We start from the raw sequence: 20750 nt of genomic DNA, 5'->3' as shown, positions 1-20750 counted from the left end.
AATATTCAAGGCACAAAAAACGCCGGGCAAGCCCAGCGCATAATTATCTATTTACCCTCAAATTTCATACTCTCTAATCCGTACGAAACTTGGCGAATAAACATTGTCTATAGATCATTAAGACCAAGTACGTCCGTCATGGTGTAAAAACCCGCCGGCTTTTGGTTTAACCATACCGCCGCCTTTACTGCTCCATTGGCAAAGGTCATGCGATCTGTTGCTTTATGAGTGATTTCTACTCGCTCACCAATATCGGCAAACATTGCGGTATGCTCACCAATAATGTCACCAGCACGAATGGTCGCAAAACCAATCTCATCCTTGGTGCGCTCACCTGTAATACCTTCGCGAGCATAAACCGCGACATCATTCAGCTTGTTCCCCATAGCGCCAGCAATCGCTTCTCCCATACCAATCGCGGTACCTGAAGGTGCATCGACTTTATGGCGGTGGTGCGCTTCAACGATTTCTACATCGCAGTAATCGCCCATTACTTTGGCTGCTTTCTCAAGTAACTTGAATACCAGGTTAACACCGACAGAGTAGTTTGGCGCCATAACAACAGGCACTTCTTGGGCAACCGTGTCTATCAATTCACGCTCTTCATCCGTAAAGCCAGTTGTACCAATCACGATACTTTTGCCATGTTGACGACAAAGATCCAAGTTAACCAACGTACTCACTGGTGCAGTGAAATCAATAATCACATCGAACTGCTCAATATCTTTAGCAAGATCATCAGTTACAACAACGTCAAACTTTCCTTCACCACACAACTCACCAAGATCTACCCCAACAAGAGAGGATTCTGGACGCTCAGATCCTGCGGCGACTGAAGCTTGTTCGTTGTTATACGTTGCTTTGACTAGGTTGCGTCCCATGCGGCCTGCCGCACCTGCAACTGCAATTCTTACCATTGCGCTGTTCTCCGTTGTTTTCTTCACTGCTTCTTTGCAGTCCATTCCAATTTGTCTCATTAAACTATCAACATTCGCCATCAGTGGCTAGGGTCTATGCGAACTCTTTTACTACTCGCTCTAAGATAGGTACATTCGCTTCCGGAAAGGTATAGTTAACCAATTGAGCGAGATCGACCCATTCTCCCTGCTGTCCCTCTTTCCCATAAGGCTGTCCTTCAAAGGCCGTGATACAGATAAAGTCGAACTTCAGTGACTTCTCTGGGTAGTCAAACTCTAAATGTTCAAATACGTGCTGTTCAGTCGTAGTGATACCGATCTCTTCTTCAAGCTCGCGGATCATTGCTTGTTCAATCGTTTCACCTTGTTCGACTTTGCCACCAGGAAACTCCCAAAAGCCCCCTTTGTGTTTATCATCTGGGCGCTTAGTAATAAATACCTGAGACTTTTCTGGATTGAAGATGATTCCCGCGACAATATGGATTCTTTTCATTGATGGTGTTCCTTAATAAAACGCTTAACTCACATAGTCCCTGAGTACGTCATCCTCAAGAAGGAGGAACGACTGAGTTGGGGACCTAAAACAACGTGAGCCTAACTAAACGAGATTCCCTATTACGCTCGTTCCTCGCTATAGGGAATGACGACTTCCTTGCGTAACAAAGTAAGCCATGAAATTTACATACAAAAAGAGCCGCCTAAGCGACTCTTCATTAGTTTTATAAGTTTGCATGAAGCTAAGCTGTAACGCTATGAATACAAGGCGATGGCACGGAGCTTACGCCAGTAAGTGAGTGCCATCAACGCAGCAGTCATCTGTTACAGCAACGATTCATCAACAAACCTTATTCGATTTTGCCGTGACACTGTTTGTACTTCTTGCCACTGCCACAAGGGCATGGCTCATTACGGCCAACTTTACGTTCTTCGCGTACCATTGGTTGGTGTGCGCCGTCAGACTCTTCGCCTTCCGAAAGCTGGTTTTCAGCCGAAGCATGTTGAGCTTGAGCACGGCGTGCCGCTTCTTCAGCTTGTGCCTGACGCTGAGCTTCCATACGCTCAACTTCTTCTTGCTGCTGTACACGCACCTTAGACAAAATAGTGATCACATCCGATTTCAGCGCATCTAGAAGACCTTCAAACAACTCAAACGACTCACGTTTGTACTCTTGTTTTGGGTTCTTCTGAGCATAGCCGCGCAGGTGAATACCTTGACGTAGATGATCCATTGCCGCTAGGTGCTCTTTCCACAGTGTATCGAGCGTCTGTAGCATCACAGATTTTTCGAAGTTGCGTAGCACTTGCTCGCCTACCACTTCTTCTTTCTGTTTGTAGACCGTTACCGCTGTTTCTAGAATTTTCTCACGAAGGGCTTCTTCGTAGAGCTTGTCATCTTCTTCTAGCCACTGCTTCACTGGAGCATCAATGTCGAAGTCATTCTTCAAGCGCTCTTGAAGACCTTCAGTGTCCCACATATCTTCTAAAGATTGCGGTGGAATGTATTCATCGATAATAGCCGAAAGAACATCCGTGCGGTTATGTTCGATCATGTCGCTGATGTCTTCTGCGCTCATCAGTTCATCACGCAATTCGTACACAACTTTACGCTGATCGTTCGCTACATCATCGTATTCAAGAAGCTGCTTACGGATGTCGAAGTTACGACCTTCCACTTTACGTTGCGCTTTTTCGATTGAACGAGAGAGCATCTTAGATTCGATCGCTTCACCCTCTTCCATACCACTTTGAATTAGGCTCGCCATACGATCTGACGTGAAGATGCGAAGCAGTGAGTCTTCCATCGACAGGTAGAAGCGAGAAGAACCCGCGTCACCCTGACGACCAGAACGACCACGCAGCTGGTTATCGATACGGCGAGATTCGTGACGCTCAGTACCAATAATGTGTAGACCACCCGCTTCTAACACTTGGTCATGAATAATTTTCCACTCAGCTTTAATTTCTGCGATTTGTTCTGATGTTGGATCTGTTAGTGCTTCAACTTTAGATTGCCAGCTACCACCTAATACGATATCGGTACCACGACCTGCCATGTTGGTCGCGATAGTTACCGCGCCTGGCGTACCCGCACCTGCAACGATTTCCGCTTCTTTCTCGTGGAATTTCGCGTTCAGTACGTTGTGTTTAATCTTCGCTTTTTTCAGAGCATTCGAAAGAAGCTCAGATTTTTCGATAGAAACAGTACCAACAAGGCTAGGCTGACCTTTAGCAACGCGCTCTTTGATATCTTCAATGATTGCGTTGAACTTGTCAGTTTCAGTACGGTAAACCACATCTGGCATATCGTTACGAATCATCGGTTTGTTGGTTGGGATAACAACCGTTTCTAGACCGTAGATAGACTGGAATTCGAATGCTTCGGTGTCCGCAGTACCCGTCATACCAGATAGTTTTTCGTATAAACGGAAGAAGTTCTGGAACGTGATTGACGCTAGCGTCTGGTTCTCGTTCTGGATCTTAACGCCTTCTTTTGCTTCTACTGCCTGGTGTAAACCTTCAGACCAACGACGTCCTGCCATCGTACGACCTGTATGTTCATCAACGATGACCACTTCGCCGTCTTCATTGACGATATAATCTACGTTCTTTTCAAACAATACATGAGCACGAAGAGCCGCGTTAACGTGGTGTAATAGGCTAATGTTAGTTGGAGAGTAAAGCGTATCGCCCTCTTCCATCAGACCATTTTTGATCATCAACTCTTCAACAAATTCCTGACCTGTTTCCGTCAAGTGAACTTGCTTCGATTTTTCGTCAACCGTGTAGTGACCGTCACCTCGGTACTCTTCTGAGTCTTCCTGATCTTGTTTTTGCAGTTGAGGAATCAAGGTATTGATGCGAGTGTAAAGATCTGAGCTATCTTCAGCTGGGCCTGAAATGATAAGCGGAGTACGCGCTTCATCGATTAGGATTGAGTCCACCTCATCGACAATAGCGAAGTAACGTTCACGCTGTACACGATCTTCTGCTCGGAAAGCCATGTTGTCTCGTAGGTAGTCGAAACCAAACTCGTTGTTTGTACCGTAGAGAATATCGGCTTGATACGCTTCTTTCTTCTCATGAGGAGGCATGTTTGGCACGTTAACGCCAACAGTCATACCTAGGAATTCAAATAGAGAGCGGTTTGTCTCAGCATCACGTTTTGCTAGGTAGTCATTCACGGTAACCACGTGAACAGCCCCTTTCAGTGCATTTAGGTACGCTGGTAATGTTGCAGTAAGCGTTTTACCTTCACCGGTACGCATTTCAGCAATCTGGCCTGCGTTTAGGACCATACCACCAATAAGCTGCACGTCGAAATGACGCATGCCGTACACACGTTTAGATGCTTCACGTACCGTTGCAAAAGCTTCTGGGATCAGCTTATCGAGTGCTTCACCTTGCTCTAAGCGCTGACGGAACTCAACCGTTTTCGCTTTTAGTTCTTCGTCAGAAAGCGCTTCGAAAGTCGGCTCGTAGTTATTAATCTCTTTTACAATTTTTCTCAGGCGGCGCAGTGTTCGGTCATTGCGACTGCCAATTACCTTTGTCAGTAGCTTAGTAATCATGTGTTATGAATCTCTCTTTACTTAGATCGGGCCCGATCTACTTTTAATGCCTTCAGTCTCTAACAGTTTTTAACTAAGAATACTGAGATAAATCACTTTACTCAGATATTGTGATGAGAACTCTCGATTTCAAGGCTTATATAATGATAAGTGGCGGGTAGTTTAAGAAATTTTCTATCGAACAACCAATAACATAGTAATTTGTTTGAACCACTCTTTATTTTTAGCGGTTATCTGCCGTTTGTTTGCTCATTTATCGCAGAGTAAATGTCATTCAGTGACTCGATTAATGCTCTCTTCCCGCGCATCTGTTCACTGAACTAACCAGTATAGATCAGAACTAAGACCTGATATGAGAGACCACCGCCCGACTCTTGGTGATGACATCATCGCTGATTCGCAACGATCAAAACAGCAGCAACACGCCAAAGAGATCATGGTGATCAACCAAGAATTAAAGATGATCTTAGCTCAGAGAACGGAACGATATTGCCGGGTGGCAAACATCAGAGACAGCCAGTTGATCCTTGAAGTGGCCAGCACTAGCATCAAAATGAAGACCGATTACGAACGATTGAATATTCTGAATCAACTCAGATCAAAAGGATTCGCACGTTTGGAAAGCTTAGCCAAGTTAGCGAATCGAGAAAAACGCAGAGTGAGACATTTAGACTCATAACAAGTAAAAAAGCCAGACTTTCGCCTGGCTTTCTTTTTAGAATTTAAGTTTACGCTAGAACCATGTTTGGTTCAGCGAAAGCAACTGGAGAGGTTGCTTCTTCTTCGAATGTTACCCATTCCCAAGCTTCTTGATCAGCAAGCACTGAGCGTAGTAGTTGGTTGTTTAGACCGTGGCCTGATTTAAAGGCACGGAATTCACCGATGATTGGGTGACCACACATGTACAGGTCGCCAATCGCGTCCAATACTTTGTGAGTAACAAACTCGTTTTCAAAACGAAGGCCTTCTTCATTAAGAATACGGTATTCATCCAGCACGATTGCGTTGTCGAAACTACCGCCTAGAACGAGGTTCTGAGACTGTAAGTATTCAATATCACGCATGAAGCCAAACGTACGAGCTCGTGAGATCTCTTTAACAAAACCTTGAGAAGAGAAATCAAACAGTAAGTGTTGCTCATCGGCATCAATCGCTGGGTGATTAAACTCGATTTCGAAGTCCATACGGAAACCATCGAAAGGAACAAATTCAGCCCACTTATCGCCATCTTCAAAGCGTACTGGCTTTTTAATGCGGATAAAGCGTTTAGCTGCGTTTTGTTCTTCAACACCCGCTTGCTGTAGTAAGAATACAAATGGGCTTGCACTGCCATCCATAATTGGGATTTCAGGTGCATCTACTTCAACAACAACGTTGTCGATACCCATGCCCGCTAGGGCTGCATTTAGGTGCTCAACCGTAGAGATACGCACACCCTGATCGTTCACTAGCGCTGTACACAGCATAGTGTCACGAACTGATTCTGGGTCTGCCGGGAAATCCACTGGCGGGTTTACGTCTGTACGGCGATAAATAACGCCGGTATTTGCAGCAGCTGGGCGAAGAGTAAGTGTGACCTTACGACCAGAGTGGAGACCCACACCAGTTGTTTTCACCATTTCTTTCAGAGTACGTTGTCTGATCATCTGCTTTGCCTCAATAAATATGCTACAAATCACGGTCAATAAGCGATATTGACCGTGCATGCTACCACAATTTTGAACAGTGTCAAATTGTAGTTATTTTAGTCAGCTTGACGACGTAAGAACGCTGGGATATCTAAGTAACCGCTTTCTTTGTCTGCTTTTGGTGCTGCACTTTGGCCTGCACCACCAGCAACTGGTGTTGTAGTCGTTGGCTGAGGAGTTACCTGAGGTTTTTCTTGCAAAGTTGGTGCCGGTTTCTCTTCCACTTTATTGACAGTCTGCTGAGCAGGTGCCGTCTGTGGTTGAGTTTGCGGCTGAGCAACAGGTGCTACTTTCGCCTTTCCGCCAGCAACTAGCGTAATATCAGGTTTCTTCTCGTTACCAATACCGGTAGCAACAACCGTTACACGGATTTCATCAGCCATATCTGGATCTAATGAAGTACCAATGACTACGGTAGCATTGTCAGATGCGAATGCTTTCACTGTGTTACCCACAGTTTCAAACTCGTCTAGACGCATGTCTAGGCCAGCAGTGATGTTAACAAGCACACCACGAGCACCAGCAAGATCGATATCTTCTAGAAGTGGGCTTGAGATAGCCATCTCTGCCGCTTCTTCCGCACGATCTTCGCCTTTCGCAACGCCGCTACCCATCATTGCATGACCCATTTCCGACATTACAGTGCGTACGTCCGCAAAGTCGACGTTAATCATGCCTGGGCGAGTAATCAGTTCCGCAATACCTTGTACCGCGTTCTTCAATACGTCATTCGCACTAGCAAAGGCTTCTAGTAGAGTAATTCCACGGCCAAGTACTTTAAGTAGCTTTTCATTTGGAATCGTAATTAACGAGTCCACATGTTTAGAAAGCTCTTCAATACCTTGCTCAGCAAAAGCTAAACGCTTTTTGCCTTCGAAGCTAAATGGCTTAGTTACAACAGCAACTGTCAGAATACCTAGCTCTTTCGCTACTTCTGCAATTACCGGAGCTGCACCTGTACCTGTACCACCGCCCATACCAGCTGCGATAAATACCATATCGGCACCATTTAGCTCTTCTTTAATACGATCGCGATCTTCGAGAGCTGCGTCACGTCCTACTTGAGGGTTCGCACCAGCACCTAGACCTTTGGTCATATCGCCGCCAATCTGAATAACACTATTCACACTGGTTTTACGAAGTGCCTGAGCATCAGTGTTAATACTAATAAACTCAACACCTTCGATGGACTCACGCACCATGTGTTCAACAGCGTTACCACCACCGCCACCAACTCCAACGACTTTAATTACCGCATCGTCAGACATTTCCATCATCGGTTCAAACATGTGTTATCTCCGTTTTTCCTGTGCTCAGGTTAAAACTCTTTTTGTATCCAATTACGCAAGCGATCAAACAAACCCGTTACTGAAGGACGAGTTGGCTCGTTGTATTCAGTTTCATCGTTTATTTGGCTATCTCTTGCATAATGAAGTAAACCAACAGCCGTCGAATGATACGGCTCTTTTACGTAATCTGTTAAGCCGCTTACCTCTAAAGGCTTGCCAACTCGAACTTGGTTGCGGAATACACGTTCCGCACATTCAACCACGCCTTCAATTTGTGCCGCTCCACCAGTGAGCACCACACCTGCGGCAAGATGATGTTTAATCCCTTCTTCGCGCAGTTTTTCTTGGACGTTGTCGATAGTTTGGTTAACTAATCCCATAAGCTCAGTATAACGAGGCTCTATCACTTCAGACAAAGTTTGTCGTTGTAAACTGCGTGATGGGCGTCCACCAACGCTAGGAACGTTAACCGTATCGTCTTTACTAACCAGCTCGCTAAGAGCACAGCCGTATTTGACTTTAATCTCTTCCGCATCACTCACCGGCGTGCCGAAAGCAAAAGCAATATCACTGGTGACGGCATTTCCGGCATAAGAAAACACTTCTGTGTGTCGTAATGCACCGCCAGTCCAAATGGAAACATCCATTGTACCAGCACCGATATCAACAACACATACGCCCAGTTCACGCTCGTCTTCAGTAATCACCGCATTACTAGCTGCGAGCCCAGAGTACACTAAGTGTTCTACTTTCAGGCCACAGCGTTCGACTGCCTTTATAATATTCCGTGCCATATCGTTATGACAAGAAATAAGATGGACGCTTACTTCCATCCGTACTCCTGATAAACCTAGCGGATTTTTAATCCCTTCTTGGTAATCAATCGTAAATTCTTGAGGAATAACGTGCAGAATGCGCTGTTCATCACCAATTTTAATCGATTTCGCCGTATGAATAGCACGGTCCATATCTTCTTGAGAAACTTCCTCATCCGATATTGTTCCCATGCCTTTTTCAATACGACTAGCAATATGTCGCCCAGAGAGCGAAATAAATACATTGCTAATTTGGCACTCTGCCATCAGCTCCGCCTGATCAACGGCTCGTTGAACTGACTTCACCACCGATTCAAGGTCGTTAACACCACCTTTATCCATCCCTCTGGATGGGCTACTACCAGCACCAATAATATTGATTTGACCATCAGGCAATACTTCGCCTACCAGAGCTGATACGGTAGCAGTGCCTATATCAAGACCAACAATAATGTTGTCATCAGCGGTCTTAGTCATCTGTATTCTCTTGTTCTAACTCTTGCTCAGGGAACCATCCAATAGAGGCTCCCGTATCATACCTGAGGTCAATGTAACTCACTCGCTGAGTGTCGTTACCTAAATTCTCATACAACGATATAAATCGCTCGATCCGCTCTTCTAAAGACTCTTTGCCTAGTTCCAAGCGAATGCCATTGTCTAAAATGATCTGCCATGCTCGGCGTTCATTCAACACTAAAGAGGTAATAGTCAGCCCTAGTGCTTCAAATCTAGGAGTGATGTCTCGCCAAACCTGCAGGACTTCGTTACTTGTCTCACGAGGACCGTACAGTTTGACTCGGTCTTCATCAAGCTGACCGATATCACCATCAAATACCTGACCGTAGTCATTCAATAACGCATTGCCATTCCAAATCGCTTCTGCGTGATGTTCGGTGAGGAACACTTTGACGGTATCTGGCCACTGTTTACGAATTGAAGCATGAGAAACCCAAGGTATGGACTCGGCCATTGTTTGCAATACGTCTATGTCCTGTGACATGAAAGTGCCCACATGCTCTAGCTGCGCAAAGGCTCGCTGAACATCTTGAGCAGAAACATAATGCAAATCACCTTGAAGTACGATCTTTGAAAGTGGCAGACGTTGGTCATCCCACATCCAGGAAATCGTTGAGTAGAGGAGTGAGCCTATTAACAACAAGACCACCAGCAAAAAACTACCGCCGAAGGCATGTTCTTTTACTAGTGGCATAGAGGTTAAACGACGGCTTTCATTAAAAGCAGTTTTAATCAAAGTCCATAGTCCTTGCTATCAGCTCGCTTTATCTTTCCCTAACCCAATTCGTTCTTAGAGACTAAAGTACCTACTTTAACCTTCGGATTATACTGGGGTCAAAGAAAGTATCAAACATTGATAATGAGAAAATGCCACTTTAAATGAAAGAAGTGACATAAAACCCCAAAATTCAACCTTTATATCTAGGCTTGGCTCATTTTATCGATATTTAACTCAAAACTAGCAAGCTGTTTTGCGACTTTACCAATATCGCCTGCACCTTGGGTTAATACTAAGTCACCGTCTTGTAAAACGTTGGCGAGAACGGAAGGTAACGCCTTGCTTTCTGGGACAAAAATCGGGTCCAACTTACCGCGACTACGAATAGTCCTACATAGTGCTCGACTGTCTGCGCCCGCAATCGGTGTCTCTCCAGCCGAATAGACATCGAGCATAATCAGTACATCAACCTGCTCTAATACGTTGGCAAAGTCATCATATAGATCACGAGTTCGGCTATAACGGTGAGGCTGGAAGACCATAACCAAACGTTTATCTTCCCAGCCATTGCGAGCCGCTTGAATCGTCACATCAACTTCAGTTGGGTGGTGACCATAGTCATCGACTAACATCGCGCTGCCGTTACCCGTCTCAAACTCACCAAGATGGTCAAAACGACGTCCCGTACCTTGCGTGCCAGCCATTGCACTTAAAATCGCTTCGTCAGAGATATCATCTTCCGTCGCCACAGCAATTGCGGCTGAAGCATTCAAGGCATTGTGGCGACCAGGAATATTCAATGTGATATCGAGGTCAGCTTTACCCTGGCGAATAACCGTGAATTTGCCCTGTTGGCCTTCTTGGCGGTAGTTTGCAATTCGCACGTCAGCATCATCTGAGAAGCCATAAGTGATCACCTGACGGCTTACTTTTGGGATCAGCTCACGGACAACTGGGTCATCGACACAAAGAATTGCCTGACCATAAAAAGGGAGGTTGTGAAGAAAATCGATAAAGGTCTGCTTAAGCGTCTCAAAGTCACCACCATAAGTATCCATATGGTCCGCTTCAATGTTGGTGACAATACTGACCATTGGCTGAAGGTGTAGGAAAGAGGCGTCACTTTCATCAGCTTCAGCAATTAAGATGCGGCTAGAACCCAAACGAGCGTTAGTTCCTGCACTCTTTACCAAACCACCATTCACAAACGTTGGATCAAGGCCAGCTTCTGAGTAAATTTGAGTCACTAATGCTGTCGTCGTCGTTTTACCGTGAGTACCCGCTACCGCAATACCATGACGGAATCGCATCAACTCTGCGAGCATTTCTGCGCGGCGAACCACCGGAATACGAGCACTGCGCGCTGCAATGATCTCTGGATTTTCTTCATTGATGGCCGTTGAAACAACCACGACACTCGCTTTAGCCACGTTCTCTTCAGCATGGCCAATAAAGATAGTTGCCCCTTTTTCTGCGAGTCGCTCAGTGACTGGATTGTCGGCAAGATCTGAGCCCGAAATTTGATACCCTTCATTCAGAAGAACTTCTGCAATGCCGCTCATTCCAGCGCCACCAATACCAATGAAGTGAATACATTTAACACGGCGCATCTCTGGCACCATTGCTCTAATTTGAGCCAAATCTTGAGTATGTTGAATTGTCATGAATATTCTCGTTATTTCGTCAATGCGATGATGGCGTCGGCAACCACCTTATCGGCATCTAACTTTGCAGCCGCTTTTGCTTTTACTGCCATAGAAAGTAGCGTTTCACGGTCCAAGCTTTGGATTTCCGAAACCAATTTATCTACGGTTAGGTCAGGCTGCTCAATCATTTTTGCTGCACCACACTCGACCAAATGGTCAGCGTTCAGTGCTTGCTGTCTGTCTTTGTGCATGAATGGGATAAATATCGCCCCGACTCCTGCTGCAGAAACTTCCGATACGGTCAAAGCGCCAGAGCGGCACACCAAAATATCAGCCCAAGCATAAGCGTCCGCTACATCATCAATGAATTCTGTCACTTCTGCCGATTTTACGTTCTGCGCTTGGTAGGCAGCTTCTACCTCTTGTTGACTGTTCTTCCCTGCTTGGTGACGGATTTCATAGCCTTCACCTAAGTTTGCCATTGTCTCTGGTAGCGTCTGGTTGAGAATTCGTGCCCCTTGGCTCCCCCCCATCACTAGGATGCGAATATTACCTTCACGTTCAGCCATTCGCTCTGCGGGGTCAGCAAGTGCGACCACGTCTTCTCGAACTGGGTTACCGACAACCGGTGCGGTTGGAAATGCGCCCGGAAAAGCTTGAAACACTTTCTTTGCCACTTTCGACAGCCACTGGTTCGTTAAACCGGCAACGGCGTTCTGCTCATGAAGCACAACGGGGATACCCAGTAACCACGCCGCGATACCTCCCGGGCCACTTACATAGCCACCCATGCCTAAAACCGCATCCGGTTTCCAGCGTTTCATATGCGCCTTAGCTTGCATGATGGCGTTAATTATCTGAAAGGGTGCTTTAATTAAACGAGCCACGCCTTGACCTCGTAGACCTTTTACTTTGATAAAGTCTATTTCGATGCCGTGTTTTGGCACCAAGTCCGCTTCCATTCGATCAGCCGTCCCCAACCAGCGGATTTCCCACCCTTGCTCTTGGAGTTTTTTAGCGACCGCTAGGCCAGGAAATACATGACCGCCAGTACCACCAGCCATCACCATTAATCGTTTATTCTTGTTCATTCGTTTCTAACTTTTGTTCTTGTTCTACTTGCGAGAGTCGATATTCATGGTCAATACGTAAAAGGATAGAAACCGCCACTGACATGACAATCAAACTGGAACCACCGTAACTGATCAGGGGCAAGGTCAAACCTTTAGTCGGGACCATACCCGCTGCAGCGCCTACATTAACAAGCGTTTGGAAAGCAAACCAGATCCCAATACCAAAGGCGAGATACCCGCCAAATAACTGCTCACTTTCGAGCGCTCTACGGCCAATATAGATTGCTTTAGTCACAAGGCTAAACACCAGTAACAAGACTAAAACCACCCCAATAAAACCAAGCTCTTCAGCCAATACTGCAAAGACAAAGTCAGTATGCGCTTCAGGTAAGTATTCTAACTTTTGAATAGAGTTCCCTAGCCCTTGACCAAACCACTCTCCGCGACCGAACGCCATCAGTGATTGCGTTAACTGATAGCCGCTACCAAACGGGTCTTCCCATGGGTCTAAAAAGGAGGTCACTCGGCGCATTCGGTAGGGCTCTATGTAGATAAGGCCTGCAACCGCGAGTAAACCGACAACCATTAGAGCGATGAACTGAGTCAGTTTTGCACCAGCGATAAAAAGCATACCAAATAGAGTAACGAGCATTACGACCACGGTACCCAAGTCTGGCTGCATCAGAAGCAACACGGCTAAGGTCGCAAACACCACAATGGGTTTGATGAAACCACCAACAAAGCTAGAGCGCACTTCTTCACTTTTACGAACCAGATACCCTGACATAAAGATAAATAGGGATAACTTAGCAACTTCGGCGGGCTGGAGGTTGAACAAGCCTAGAGGGATCCAACGTGACGCACCGTTTACCGATTTACCCGCAACCAACACGACAAAAAGTAAAAAGATCGAAAGCAGAAGAAGCCACATACTGTATTGAAGCCAACGTTTAGTCGGGACTTGCAAAATCACAGCGGAGGTTGAAATAGCAAGCAGCAGGAAGACCGCATGGCGAAACATGAAGTGGAACGGCTGATCCGTAAGACGAGAGCTGATTGGAAACGAGGCTGACGTTACCATTACCAGACCAGTCAGCATTAAACCCAGTGAAATCCACACTAACTGACGATCGTATAGAACTTCTGGGGATGCACTTACCACCCAGCGTTTAATGCGACTGAAAACTTCTCGTATCTCCATGCTTCCCTGCCAGTTAAGCGTAATTGTTAGCTAATTCGGTGAAGGCGTCACCACGAGCCATAAAGTTATTGAATTGATCAAAGCTCGCACAAGCCGGAGAAAGTAATACCATGTCACCAGACTCAACTTGTGGCGCTACCCAACGAACAATATCTGCCATTGTTTCAAATGACTGAGCGCTAGTGTGAAGTGGCATAAATTCATGTCCATCTTCGCCAAAACAACATAACTGAACATTGAGATTAGCAAGCACTGGAGCTAATTCAGAAAAATCTGCGCCCTTGCCAACACCACCAACAAGTAAATAAAGCTTACCGGAGAGCTCTAACCCAGCTAATGCGGCTAAGGTACTCGCGACATTAGTTGCTTTTGAGTCATTGACCCATTTGACGCCTTGATTATCGGCAACAACCTGGCATCGATGTGTCAAACCGTTGTAAGACTTAAGAGCCTCAACACCTTGAACAATATCAAATGAAGATTCATTGAGCAGAGCAAGAACAACCAGTGCGTTCGCGACATTGTGGCGACCTACCAAAGAGAGATCTGATGTCGCACAAATAGGCTGTTCATCAACAGCTAACCACTCTACATCATCCGCTACCATCAAATGATAACGACACGCTTTGCTTAAGCTGAACTCAACCACATTTTTCGGAGTGTCAGGATAGGTCGCTTTATCGTCCGCATTGACGATACAAGACTCAGCCTGATCAAAGATTCGCAGTTTAGCTTCACGGTAATCCGTCATGCCTTGATAGCGATCCATATGATCTTCAGATAAGTTAAGAAAAGCGGCGGCTTTAGGTTTTAACGACGATGTTGTCTCTAGTTGAAAGCTCGATAGCTCTAACACATATAAGTCAGCATCTTGCTTGAGTAAGTCGAGTGCTGGCACACCGATGTTACCCCCCACACCGACGGTGAGCCCCATCGCTTTTGCAACGCTGCCAGTCCAATCAGTAACCGTACTTTTACCATTAGAACCGGTAATGGCGATAACCGGCTTACTAACCTGCCATGCAAACAATTCGATGTCACCCACAACTGGAATATTGGCATGCAACACTTGCTGTATTTCAGGTGTGGCTAATGCGATACCTGGGTTAGTGACGACGAGATCCGCTTCTAACAGCCAATCCACGTTCCAGCTGCCTGAGTGAAGTTGAACCGAGTTCGGAAGCTCGTCACGGCCTGGAGGACAATCTCGAGTATCAATAACACGAATGTCGAGTGACTTGGGCAAAGAGAGTAGATGCTTAACGACTGAGAGCCCGGTAATGCCGAGCCCTACAACCACCACTTTTTCGATGTTTTGCCAACGTACCATGGTCATGGATACCAATCCTTATCGTACTTTCAGCGTTGCTAAGCCTACCAATACCAGTACGATTGAGATGATCCAAAAGCGTACGATAACACGCGGCTCTGGCCAGCCTTTCAACTCATAGTGGTGGTGAATCGGCGCCATGCGGAAAATGCGTTGACCGCGTAGCTTGTATGAGCCTACCTGCAAGATTACCGATAGCGTTTCCATCACAAAAACACCGCCCATGATCACCAACACGAACTCTTGACGAACCAAGACAGCAATCGTACCTAAAGCGCCACCGAGTGCTAATGAGCCAACATCGCCCATGAACACTTGCGCTGGATAAGTATTGAACCAAAGGAAGCCCAAACCTGCACCAACGATGGCAGCACATACCACAACAAGCTCAGAAGCGTGAGGGATGTATGGGATATGGAGGTAATTTGCAAACTGAACGTTACCCGTTGCCCAAGCAATAGCAGCAAAACCCGCTGAAACCAGCACAGTAGGCATAATTGCCAAACCATCAAGGCCATCCGTTAAGTTAACGGCATTACTGGTACCTACAATGACGAAGTAGGTCAGGATAATGTAGAACAAGCCAAGCTGAGGCATGATGTCTTTGAAAAACGGCACAACCAGCTGAGTGGCTGCGGTGTCTTTACCATGCGCATACAGAGCAAAAGCCACCACAAGTGCGATCGCTGACTGCCAGAAGTATTTCCAACGAGCGATAAGGCCATCGGTATTTTTACGTACCACTTTGCGATAATCATCCACAAAGCCCACGGCACCATACCCTAGTAAGACTGCCAAGACGGCCCAAACATAAGGGTTAGAGAGGTCAGTCCAAAGCAATACCGTCGTCACAATCGCAGTTAAGATCATGATTCCGCCCATAGTAGGCGTACCGCGCTTGCTAAAGTGCGATTCTGGGCCTTCATTACGAACAACCTGACCTATCTGCAACATTTGCAAACGGCGGATCATAATCGGGCCCATCCACAATGACAGGCCAAGTGCTGTTAACACACTAACGATCGCTCGAAATGAAAGGTACTCAAACAAACGGAAGAATGAAAAATATGGCTGTAGCAGCTCCGCGAGCCAAATAATCATGTGTACATCTCCTTAACAGCAGCAGCAACTTTACTCATACCCGCACTATTTGCCCCTTTGACCAATAGTGTTTGTGGTGCTTGGTGCTGTTCTACCTGCTGTTTAATAAAATCAATCATGCTCTGATGATCCTCGAAATGAGTTCCATCACACTCATCGCTGATCGCTTTCGCGTCTGCGCCATAAGTAAGCACGTAGTCAAATTTGAATGGGGCAGCATGTTGTCCGACTTGACGATGAAGTGCAAGACTTTCATCGCCTAACTCCGCCATATTGCCTAAAATAAGCCAGCGCACACCCTCAAACCCCGACAGCAAATCTGCGGCAGCTTTCATGGCTGGAACACTGGCATTGTAACTGTCGTCGATCAGCTTGATATTGTTGCTAAGCTCGATCAATTCTACACGACCTTTCACCTTATTAAGTGAAGCGAGGCCGGCTTGAATCATCTCTAAGCTGGCTCCAAGCTCTAAAGCCAACGCTGTAGCCGCCAACGCATTCGCCACATTATGCTGGCCTATAATACCCAGTTTGATTGCAACTGAGCCTATCGGGCTATTTAGAGTAAAGCTCGCTTCACCGATGGCATTTAACTGAATGTCTTGAGCGGTGTAATCAGCACTATCATCAAGTAAAGAGAAGGTTTTCACCACTTTATCGGCCAATACTTGTTCCCAGAACTGACCACCATTGCTGTCTAAGTTAACCACAGCAACCGAGCCCGCTTGAAGTCCTTGGTAGATTTCACCTTTGGCTTGCTTTACGCCATCCATGGAGCCAAAACCTTCTAGGTGCGCCGCGGCCACGTTATTCACTAATGCCACATCTGGCTGCACTAAACGGGTGGTATAGGCGATTTCACCAATATGATTCGCCCCAAGTTCAATCACGGCAAAGTCATCTTCAGGGGTAGAGCGAAGCAGCGTTAAAGGAACGCCAATTTCGTTGTTGAAGTTACCTGCTGTGAACAATACCTGCCCTTTCTGTTCCATGATACTGGCGATCATTTCTTTCACTGTGGTTTTACCACAGCTGCCCGTAATCGCCACGGTTGGGGTTTGACAGACGTGATGGACCAATTGCCCAAGTTGACCTAAGGCTACCTGAGTATCTTCAACGATCAATTGCGGTACAGAATCACTCACCGCTTTGTTTACCAGTAATGCGCCAGCACCCGCTTCTACTGCTTGTGCTGTAAAGTTATGTGCATCAAAACGCTCACCGACTAACGCAACAAACAAAGCGCCTTGCTCAATCGCGCGAGTATCGGTTGAAACTGCAGTAATGGCTTTGTCGCTACCGACCAACTGCGCGTCTAGCGCTTCGGCGATTTGGCTTAACATTAATGAAATCATGCACCTTGCTCCAAAAGTTGAATAGCAGACTCTCGGTCAGAGTAGTGAATCGTCTCTGTTGCCATCACTTGATAATCCTCATGCCCTTTACCGGCTAAAAGAATAATATCGTCAGCCTGACTATTCGATAGTGCAAACTGCAGTGCTTCAAAACGATTGTGTTCAACCACTGATAGTTCAGGTTGCTGCATTCCCACTAGCATATCTTGAACTATCTCAGCTGGAGACTCACTGCGAGGGTTATCGTCCGTTAAAATGACGCGGTCAGCTAAACGCTCACCAATGTCAGCCATCATCGGACGCTTACCTTTATCTCGGTCACCACCGCAGCCAAAAATAGCCCATAGTTGACCTTCACAATGGACTCGCAGCGCGTTCAATGCTTTTTCTAATGCGTCTGGTGTGTGGGCATAATCGACGACAACTTTCGCTTTCTTGGGCGCAGTAAACAGTTCCATTCGACCCAGCACCGGCTTCAAAGAGCTCGCTGTCTCAATCAAACGTTGTTTATCGATACCCAACGTAAGCAACGTCGTTAATGCGAGCATGACATTGCTCGCGTTAAACTCACCAATAAGCGGGACATGCAGCTGTCCAGCGCCAAACGTACCATCAAAGCTCAGAGAAATACCTTGCTCTGAATAACTTACGTTCTTCGCCCAAACCGCCTTTTGATGCTGAGTGGGTTTAAGAGAGACGGCAATAGCATGGTCTAAACGCTCAACCCAATTTGCGCCCACTTCATCATCCACATTGATGACTGCATGATGGCATTTGTGTTCGCTAAACAACGTAAACTTCGCTTCTGCATACTCTTCCATCGTACCGTGATAATCGAGATGGTCACGGCTCAGATTGGAAAACACACCAACTTCAAACTCAAGCGCCTTAACACGTCCTTGAACTAGGCCATGAGACGAGACTTCTAACGCAGTAAACCGCGCAGACTGCTGCTCTAAACAATGCAGAGTGTGTTGAATTTCAATCGCACTGCCTGTGGTATTCGCTGCTGGTTTTAAATCATCGAGGAAACCATTACCCGTTGTGCCCATCACTGCTGTCTTTTGACCAACAAGATCAAGCCACTGAGCAATAAGCTGAGTAATCGTAGTTTTGCCATTCGTCCCAGTTACGCCAATCACCTTGTGGTTTGACAGTGGGTATAGGCGACGAGCCAGTACGGAAAGGTGCTGACCCAAATCAGCAACATAAATAACCGGGATATTGGAAACGTTTTCAATCGTGCCTGCTGGGTGCTGCTCACAAGCATCGGCGATCACCGCGTTAGCACCAAGCTCAATGGCAGATGGGATAAAGCGACGGCCGTCAACAGCGTGTCCTTTTACCGCAACAAACGTGTTCCCAGCCACGACTTTACGACTATCTAATTCAAGGTGTTGAACAGCAATGTTGGCAATCTTATCGGAAGAAATGTCCTGCCATGGAGAAAGCAGCGTGGCTAAGGTCAGTTCCTTGGACATAGTAAACTCACTTAATCTTATTTAAATCGGTTTTCATCAGGGGCTACGTTCAAGATCTGTAGCGTTCCCTTAAGAATTTCAGCAAAGACAGGGCCGGCAACCGAACCACCATAGTAGTTATCCCCTTGCGGTTCATTCACAACTACGACGAGAGCGACTCTTGGATCGCTCGCTGGGGCAACACCGGCTGTATAAGCAAAGTATTCGTCACCATAACCGCCCGCGATGGCTTTACGTGATGTACCTGTTTTTGCTGCAACACGATAGCCAGGAACGGCCGCTTTTGTCGCAGTGCCGCCCGGCTGAGTGACCGTTTCGAGCATCGACAACACTTTGCGCGCATTGTCGTGGTCAATGACCTGCTTAGAAAGGTCTCGCTGATTGTTTTCAATAATATGAATTGGCTGATACTCACCCAAATTGCCGAGAGTGGCATAGGCATGAGCAAGCTGAAGAGGCGTAATCGTCAAACCGTAACCAAAAGAGAGGGTCGCGATTTCGAATTTAGACCAACGTCGGCGGTTAGGGAAAATACCGTTGGTTTCGCCGACAAGGTTTAAGCCAGAGACTTCACCAAAGCCGACCGAACTATACATACCAAGCAGCGCTTCAAGTGGCATATCTAACGCGAGTTTTGCCACACCGATATTACTCGATTTTTTGAGGATAGTAGTCAGATCTGCTTTGCCAACTTTAGAGGTATCTCGTACTCGGCTACCACCAATTTGCATGATGCCATTGCCGGTATCAATAATGGTCTCATCATCAGCGACACCATTTTCTAAAGCGGCTAACACAACAAATGGTTTAACTGTAGAGCCTGGCTCGAACGCATCCGTGATCACTCGGTTACGCATTTTGGCTGATTGTAAGTCGGAGCGATTATTCGGGTTATAAGAAGGCGCGTTCACCATGGCTAAAACCGCGCCGGTTTTTACGTCTAGAATTACCGCCGAACCTGATGTGGCTCGGTAATCGGCAACCGCTTGTTTAATGGCACGGTAGGCAATAGCTTGGATACGTTGATCGATTGTCAGCTCGAGTGGTTTACCCTCTTCACGCTCTTCAAGTGAGATATTCTCAACGACACGGCCGTAACGGTCTTTGCGAATAATACGCTTACCCGCCTCACCGGTTAGCCATTTATCATAGCTACGCTCAACCCCTTCTAAGCCATGACCATCGATACCAGTTACACCAACTAAGTGGGCACTAACTTCACCGGCTGGGTAATAACGTCGCGACTCCGCTTTCAAACCGACACCAGCAAGTTTCAATTCACGGATATAGTGAGCCATTGCAGGACTAACCTGACGTTGCAGATAAATGAAACGTCGCTTCTTATTACGTTTAATTTTATCGATCATGTCTTGGCGTTTTAGGCCAAGTACATCAGCAAGCGCATACCAACGATTGATATTGTCTAATCCGCCTTCTTTAAAGATGGTCGCCGGATCCGCCCATACAGCTTCAACTGGCACACTCACGGCCAAAGGTTCACCATTTCGGTCAGAGATAATACCGCGGGCAGAATGGAGTGTTTGAGCGCGAACAGAACGCATGTCACCCTGTTTTATCAGGTTATCAGGCTCAATGATTTGGATATAAGCAATCCGCGCGCAAAGTGCAGCAAACGCACAGAACACAAAAAACAGCACAATATAAAAACGCCAACGTATCAAAGCCGTTGGCTGTACTTCAGATGTCGATTCTGTTGGTTTAACTTTTTTGCTCATGGGAGATTAATGATGACTTCTTTATCGGCGTCTGGACGTTTCATTTCCAGCTCACTTTTGGCGACGGCTTGAACGCGGCTGTGTTCCGCTAAGGCTGTCTCTTCTAAAATCAGGTTACGCCACTCGTTATCGAGCCTTTCACGCTCTACGAGGGATTGGTCTTTCTCAGTAATCGCCTCACGTGTATGGTGAGTCATGAACACAACCCCCATCGCACTGACGAATATCAACACCAACAAAATCAGAGGAACACGCCCAACCCCAAGCAGGTCAAGCGCAATCAGTTTTGCTAAGTTAGGCGTTGAGTTACTCATT

General features: G+C 46.5%; 17 protein-coding genes. 1 reads left to right on the top strand and 16 read right to left on the bottom strand.

Annotated elements, in window-relative coordinates:
- Positions 1 to 107: 107 nt before the first annotated feature.
- The 3 genes from dapB to secA all read right to left on the bottom strand — a co-directional run bounded on the left by dapB (position 108) and on the right by secA (position 4486).
- Positions 108 to 917, bottom strand: coding sequence for a 4-hydroxy-tetrahydrodipicolinate reductase (gene dapB, locus EJ063_RS09695; RefSeq protein WP_126574264.1), 810 nt, complete (start codon positions 915 to 917; stop codon positions 108 to 110).
- Between the two features lie 94 nt (positions 918 to 1011).
- Positions 1012 to 1410 (bottom strand): 8-oxo-dGTP diphosphatase MutT, encoded by a 399-nt coding sequence (gene mutT / locus EJ063_RS09690; RefSeq protein WP_126574090.1) that lies wholly within the window; start codon positions 1408 to 1410, stop codon positions 1012 to 1014.
- Between the two features lie 352 nt (positions 1411 to 1762).
- Positions 1763 to 4486 carry a preprotein translocase subunit SecA gene (gene secA / locus EJ063_RS09685; protein ID WP_126574089.1) on the bottom strand — a complete coding sequence of 908 codons (2724 nt, stop codon included), beginning with the start codon at positions 4484 to 4486 and terminating at the stop codon, positions 1763 to 1765.
- A gap of 352 nt (positions 4487 to 4838) precedes the next feature.
- On the opposite strand from secA, the gene EJ063_RS09680 reads away from it, so the two are divergent.
- Positions 4839 to 5165, top strand: coding sequence for a DciA family protein (locus EJ063_RS09680; protein ID WP_126574088.1), 327 nt, complete (start codon positions 4839 to 4841; stop codon positions 5163 to 5165).
- Positions 5166 to 5214: 49 nt separating this feature from the next.
- On the opposite strand, the gene lpxC is transcribed toward EJ063_RS09680, so the two are convergent.
- From lpxC to ftsL, 13 genes are all read right to left on the bottom strand, one after another.
- Positions 5215 to 6132 carry a UDP-3-O-acyl-N-acetylglucosamine deacetylase gene (lpxC, locus tag EJ063_RS09675; protein ID WP_126574087.1) on the bottom strand — a complete coding sequence of 306 codons (918 nt, stop codon included), beginning with the start codon at positions 6130 to 6132 and terminating at the stop codon, positions 5215 to 5217.
- A gap of 98 nt (positions 6133 to 6230) precedes the next feature.
- Positions 6231 to 7463 (bottom strand): cell division protein FtsZ, encoded by a 1233-nt coding sequence (gene ftsZ, locus EJ063_RS09670; protein ID WP_126574086.1) that lies wholly within the window; start codon positions 7461 to 7463, stop codon positions 6231 to 6233.
- Between the two features lie 29 nt (positions 7464 to 7492).
- Positions 7493 to 8755, bottom strand: a complete 1263-nt coding sequence (ftsA, locus tag EJ063_RS09665) for a cell division protein FtsA (protein ID WP_126574085.1) — start codon at positions 8753 to 8755, stop codon at positions 7493 to 7495.
- Complete coding sequence (locus EJ063_RS09660; protein WP_126574084.1) at positions 8748 to 9530, bottom strand: cell division protein FtsQ/DivIB; 783 nt, start codon at positions 9528 to 9530, stop codon at positions 8748 to 8750. The genes ftsA and EJ063_RS09660 overlap by 8 nt, the downstream gene beginning before the upstream one ends.
- A 185-nt stretch (positions 9531 to 9715) precedes the next feature.
- Positions 9716 to 11176 carry a UDP-N-acetylmuramate--L-alanine ligase gene (murC, locus tag EJ063_RS09655; protein WP_126574083.1) on the bottom strand — a complete coding sequence of 487 codons (1461 nt, stop codon included), beginning with the start codon at positions 11174 to 11176 and terminating at the stop codon, positions 9716 to 9718.
- An 11-nt stretch (positions 11177 to 11187) separates the two neighbouring features.
- On the bottom strand, positions 11188 to 12249 hold the full coding sequence (gene murG, locus EJ063_RS09650; RefSeq protein WP_126574082.1) for an undecaprenyldiphospho-muramoylpentapeptide beta-N-acetylglucosaminyltransferase: 1062 nt from the start codon (positions 12247 to 12249) through the stop codon (positions 11188 to 11190).
- On the bottom strand, positions 12236 to 13432 hold the full coding sequence (gene ftsW / locus EJ063_RS09645; protein ID WP_126574081.1) for a cell division protein FtsW: 1197 nt from the start codon (positions 13430 to 13432) through the stop codon (positions 12236 to 12238). Before ftsW ends, murG begins: the two co-directional genes overlap by 14 nt.
- Positions 13433 to 13445: 13 nt before the next feature.
- On the bottom strand, positions 13446 to 14762 hold the full coding sequence (gene murD, locus EJ063_RS09640) for a UDP-N-acetylmuramoyl-L-alanine--D-glutamate ligase (protein WP_208640369.1): 1317 nt from the start codon (positions 14760 to 14762) through the stop codon (positions 13446 to 13448).
- 18 nt (positions 14763 to 14780) lie between these two features.
- A complete protein-coding gene (gene mraY / locus EJ063_RS09635; RefSeq protein ID WP_126574079.1) occupies positions 14781 to 15863 on the bottom strand; it encodes a phospho-N-acetylmuramoyl-pentapeptide-transferase in 1083 nt (360 codons plus the stop codon).
- A complete protein-coding gene (locus tag EJ063_RS09630; protein ID WP_126574078.1) occupies positions 15860 to 17218 on the bottom strand; it encodes a UDP-N-acetylmuramoyl-tripeptide--D-alanyl-D-alanine ligase in 1359 nt (452 codons plus the stop codon). The genes mraY and EJ063_RS09630 overlap by 4 nt, the downstream gene beginning before the upstream one ends.
- Complete coding sequence (gene murE / locus EJ063_RS09625) at positions 17215 to 18699, bottom strand: UDP-N-acetylmuramoyl-L-alanyl-D-glutamate--2,6-diaminopimelate ligase (RefSeq protein ID WP_126574077.1); 1485 nt, start codon at positions 18697 to 18699, stop codon at positions 17215 to 17217. Before murE ends, EJ063_RS09630 begins: the two co-directional genes overlap by 4 nt.
- A gap of 17 nt (positions 18700 to 18716) precedes the next feature.
- On the bottom strand, positions 18717 to 20435 hold the full coding sequence (locus tag EJ063_RS09620; protein WP_126574076.1) for a penicillin-binding transpeptidase domain-containing protein: 1719 nt from the start codon (positions 20433 to 20435) through the stop codon (positions 18717 to 18719).
- On the bottom strand, positions 20432 to 20749 hold the full coding sequence (gene ftsL / locus EJ063_RS09615; protein WP_126574075.1) for a cell division protein FtsL: 318 nt from the start codon (positions 20747 to 20749) through the stop codon (positions 20432 to 20434). The genes EJ063_RS09620 and ftsL overlap by 4 nt, the downstream gene beginning before the upstream one ends.
- Between the last annotated feature and the right edge of the window lies 1 nt (position 20750).

The organism is Vibrio aquaticus (assembly GCF_003970385.1).
GTDB classification, from domain to species: Bacteria; Pseudomonadota; Gammaproteobacteria; order Enterobacterales; family Vibrionaceae; genus Vibrio; species Vibrio aquaticus.
This window is presented reverse-complemented; position numbering and strand designations above follow the sequence as displayed.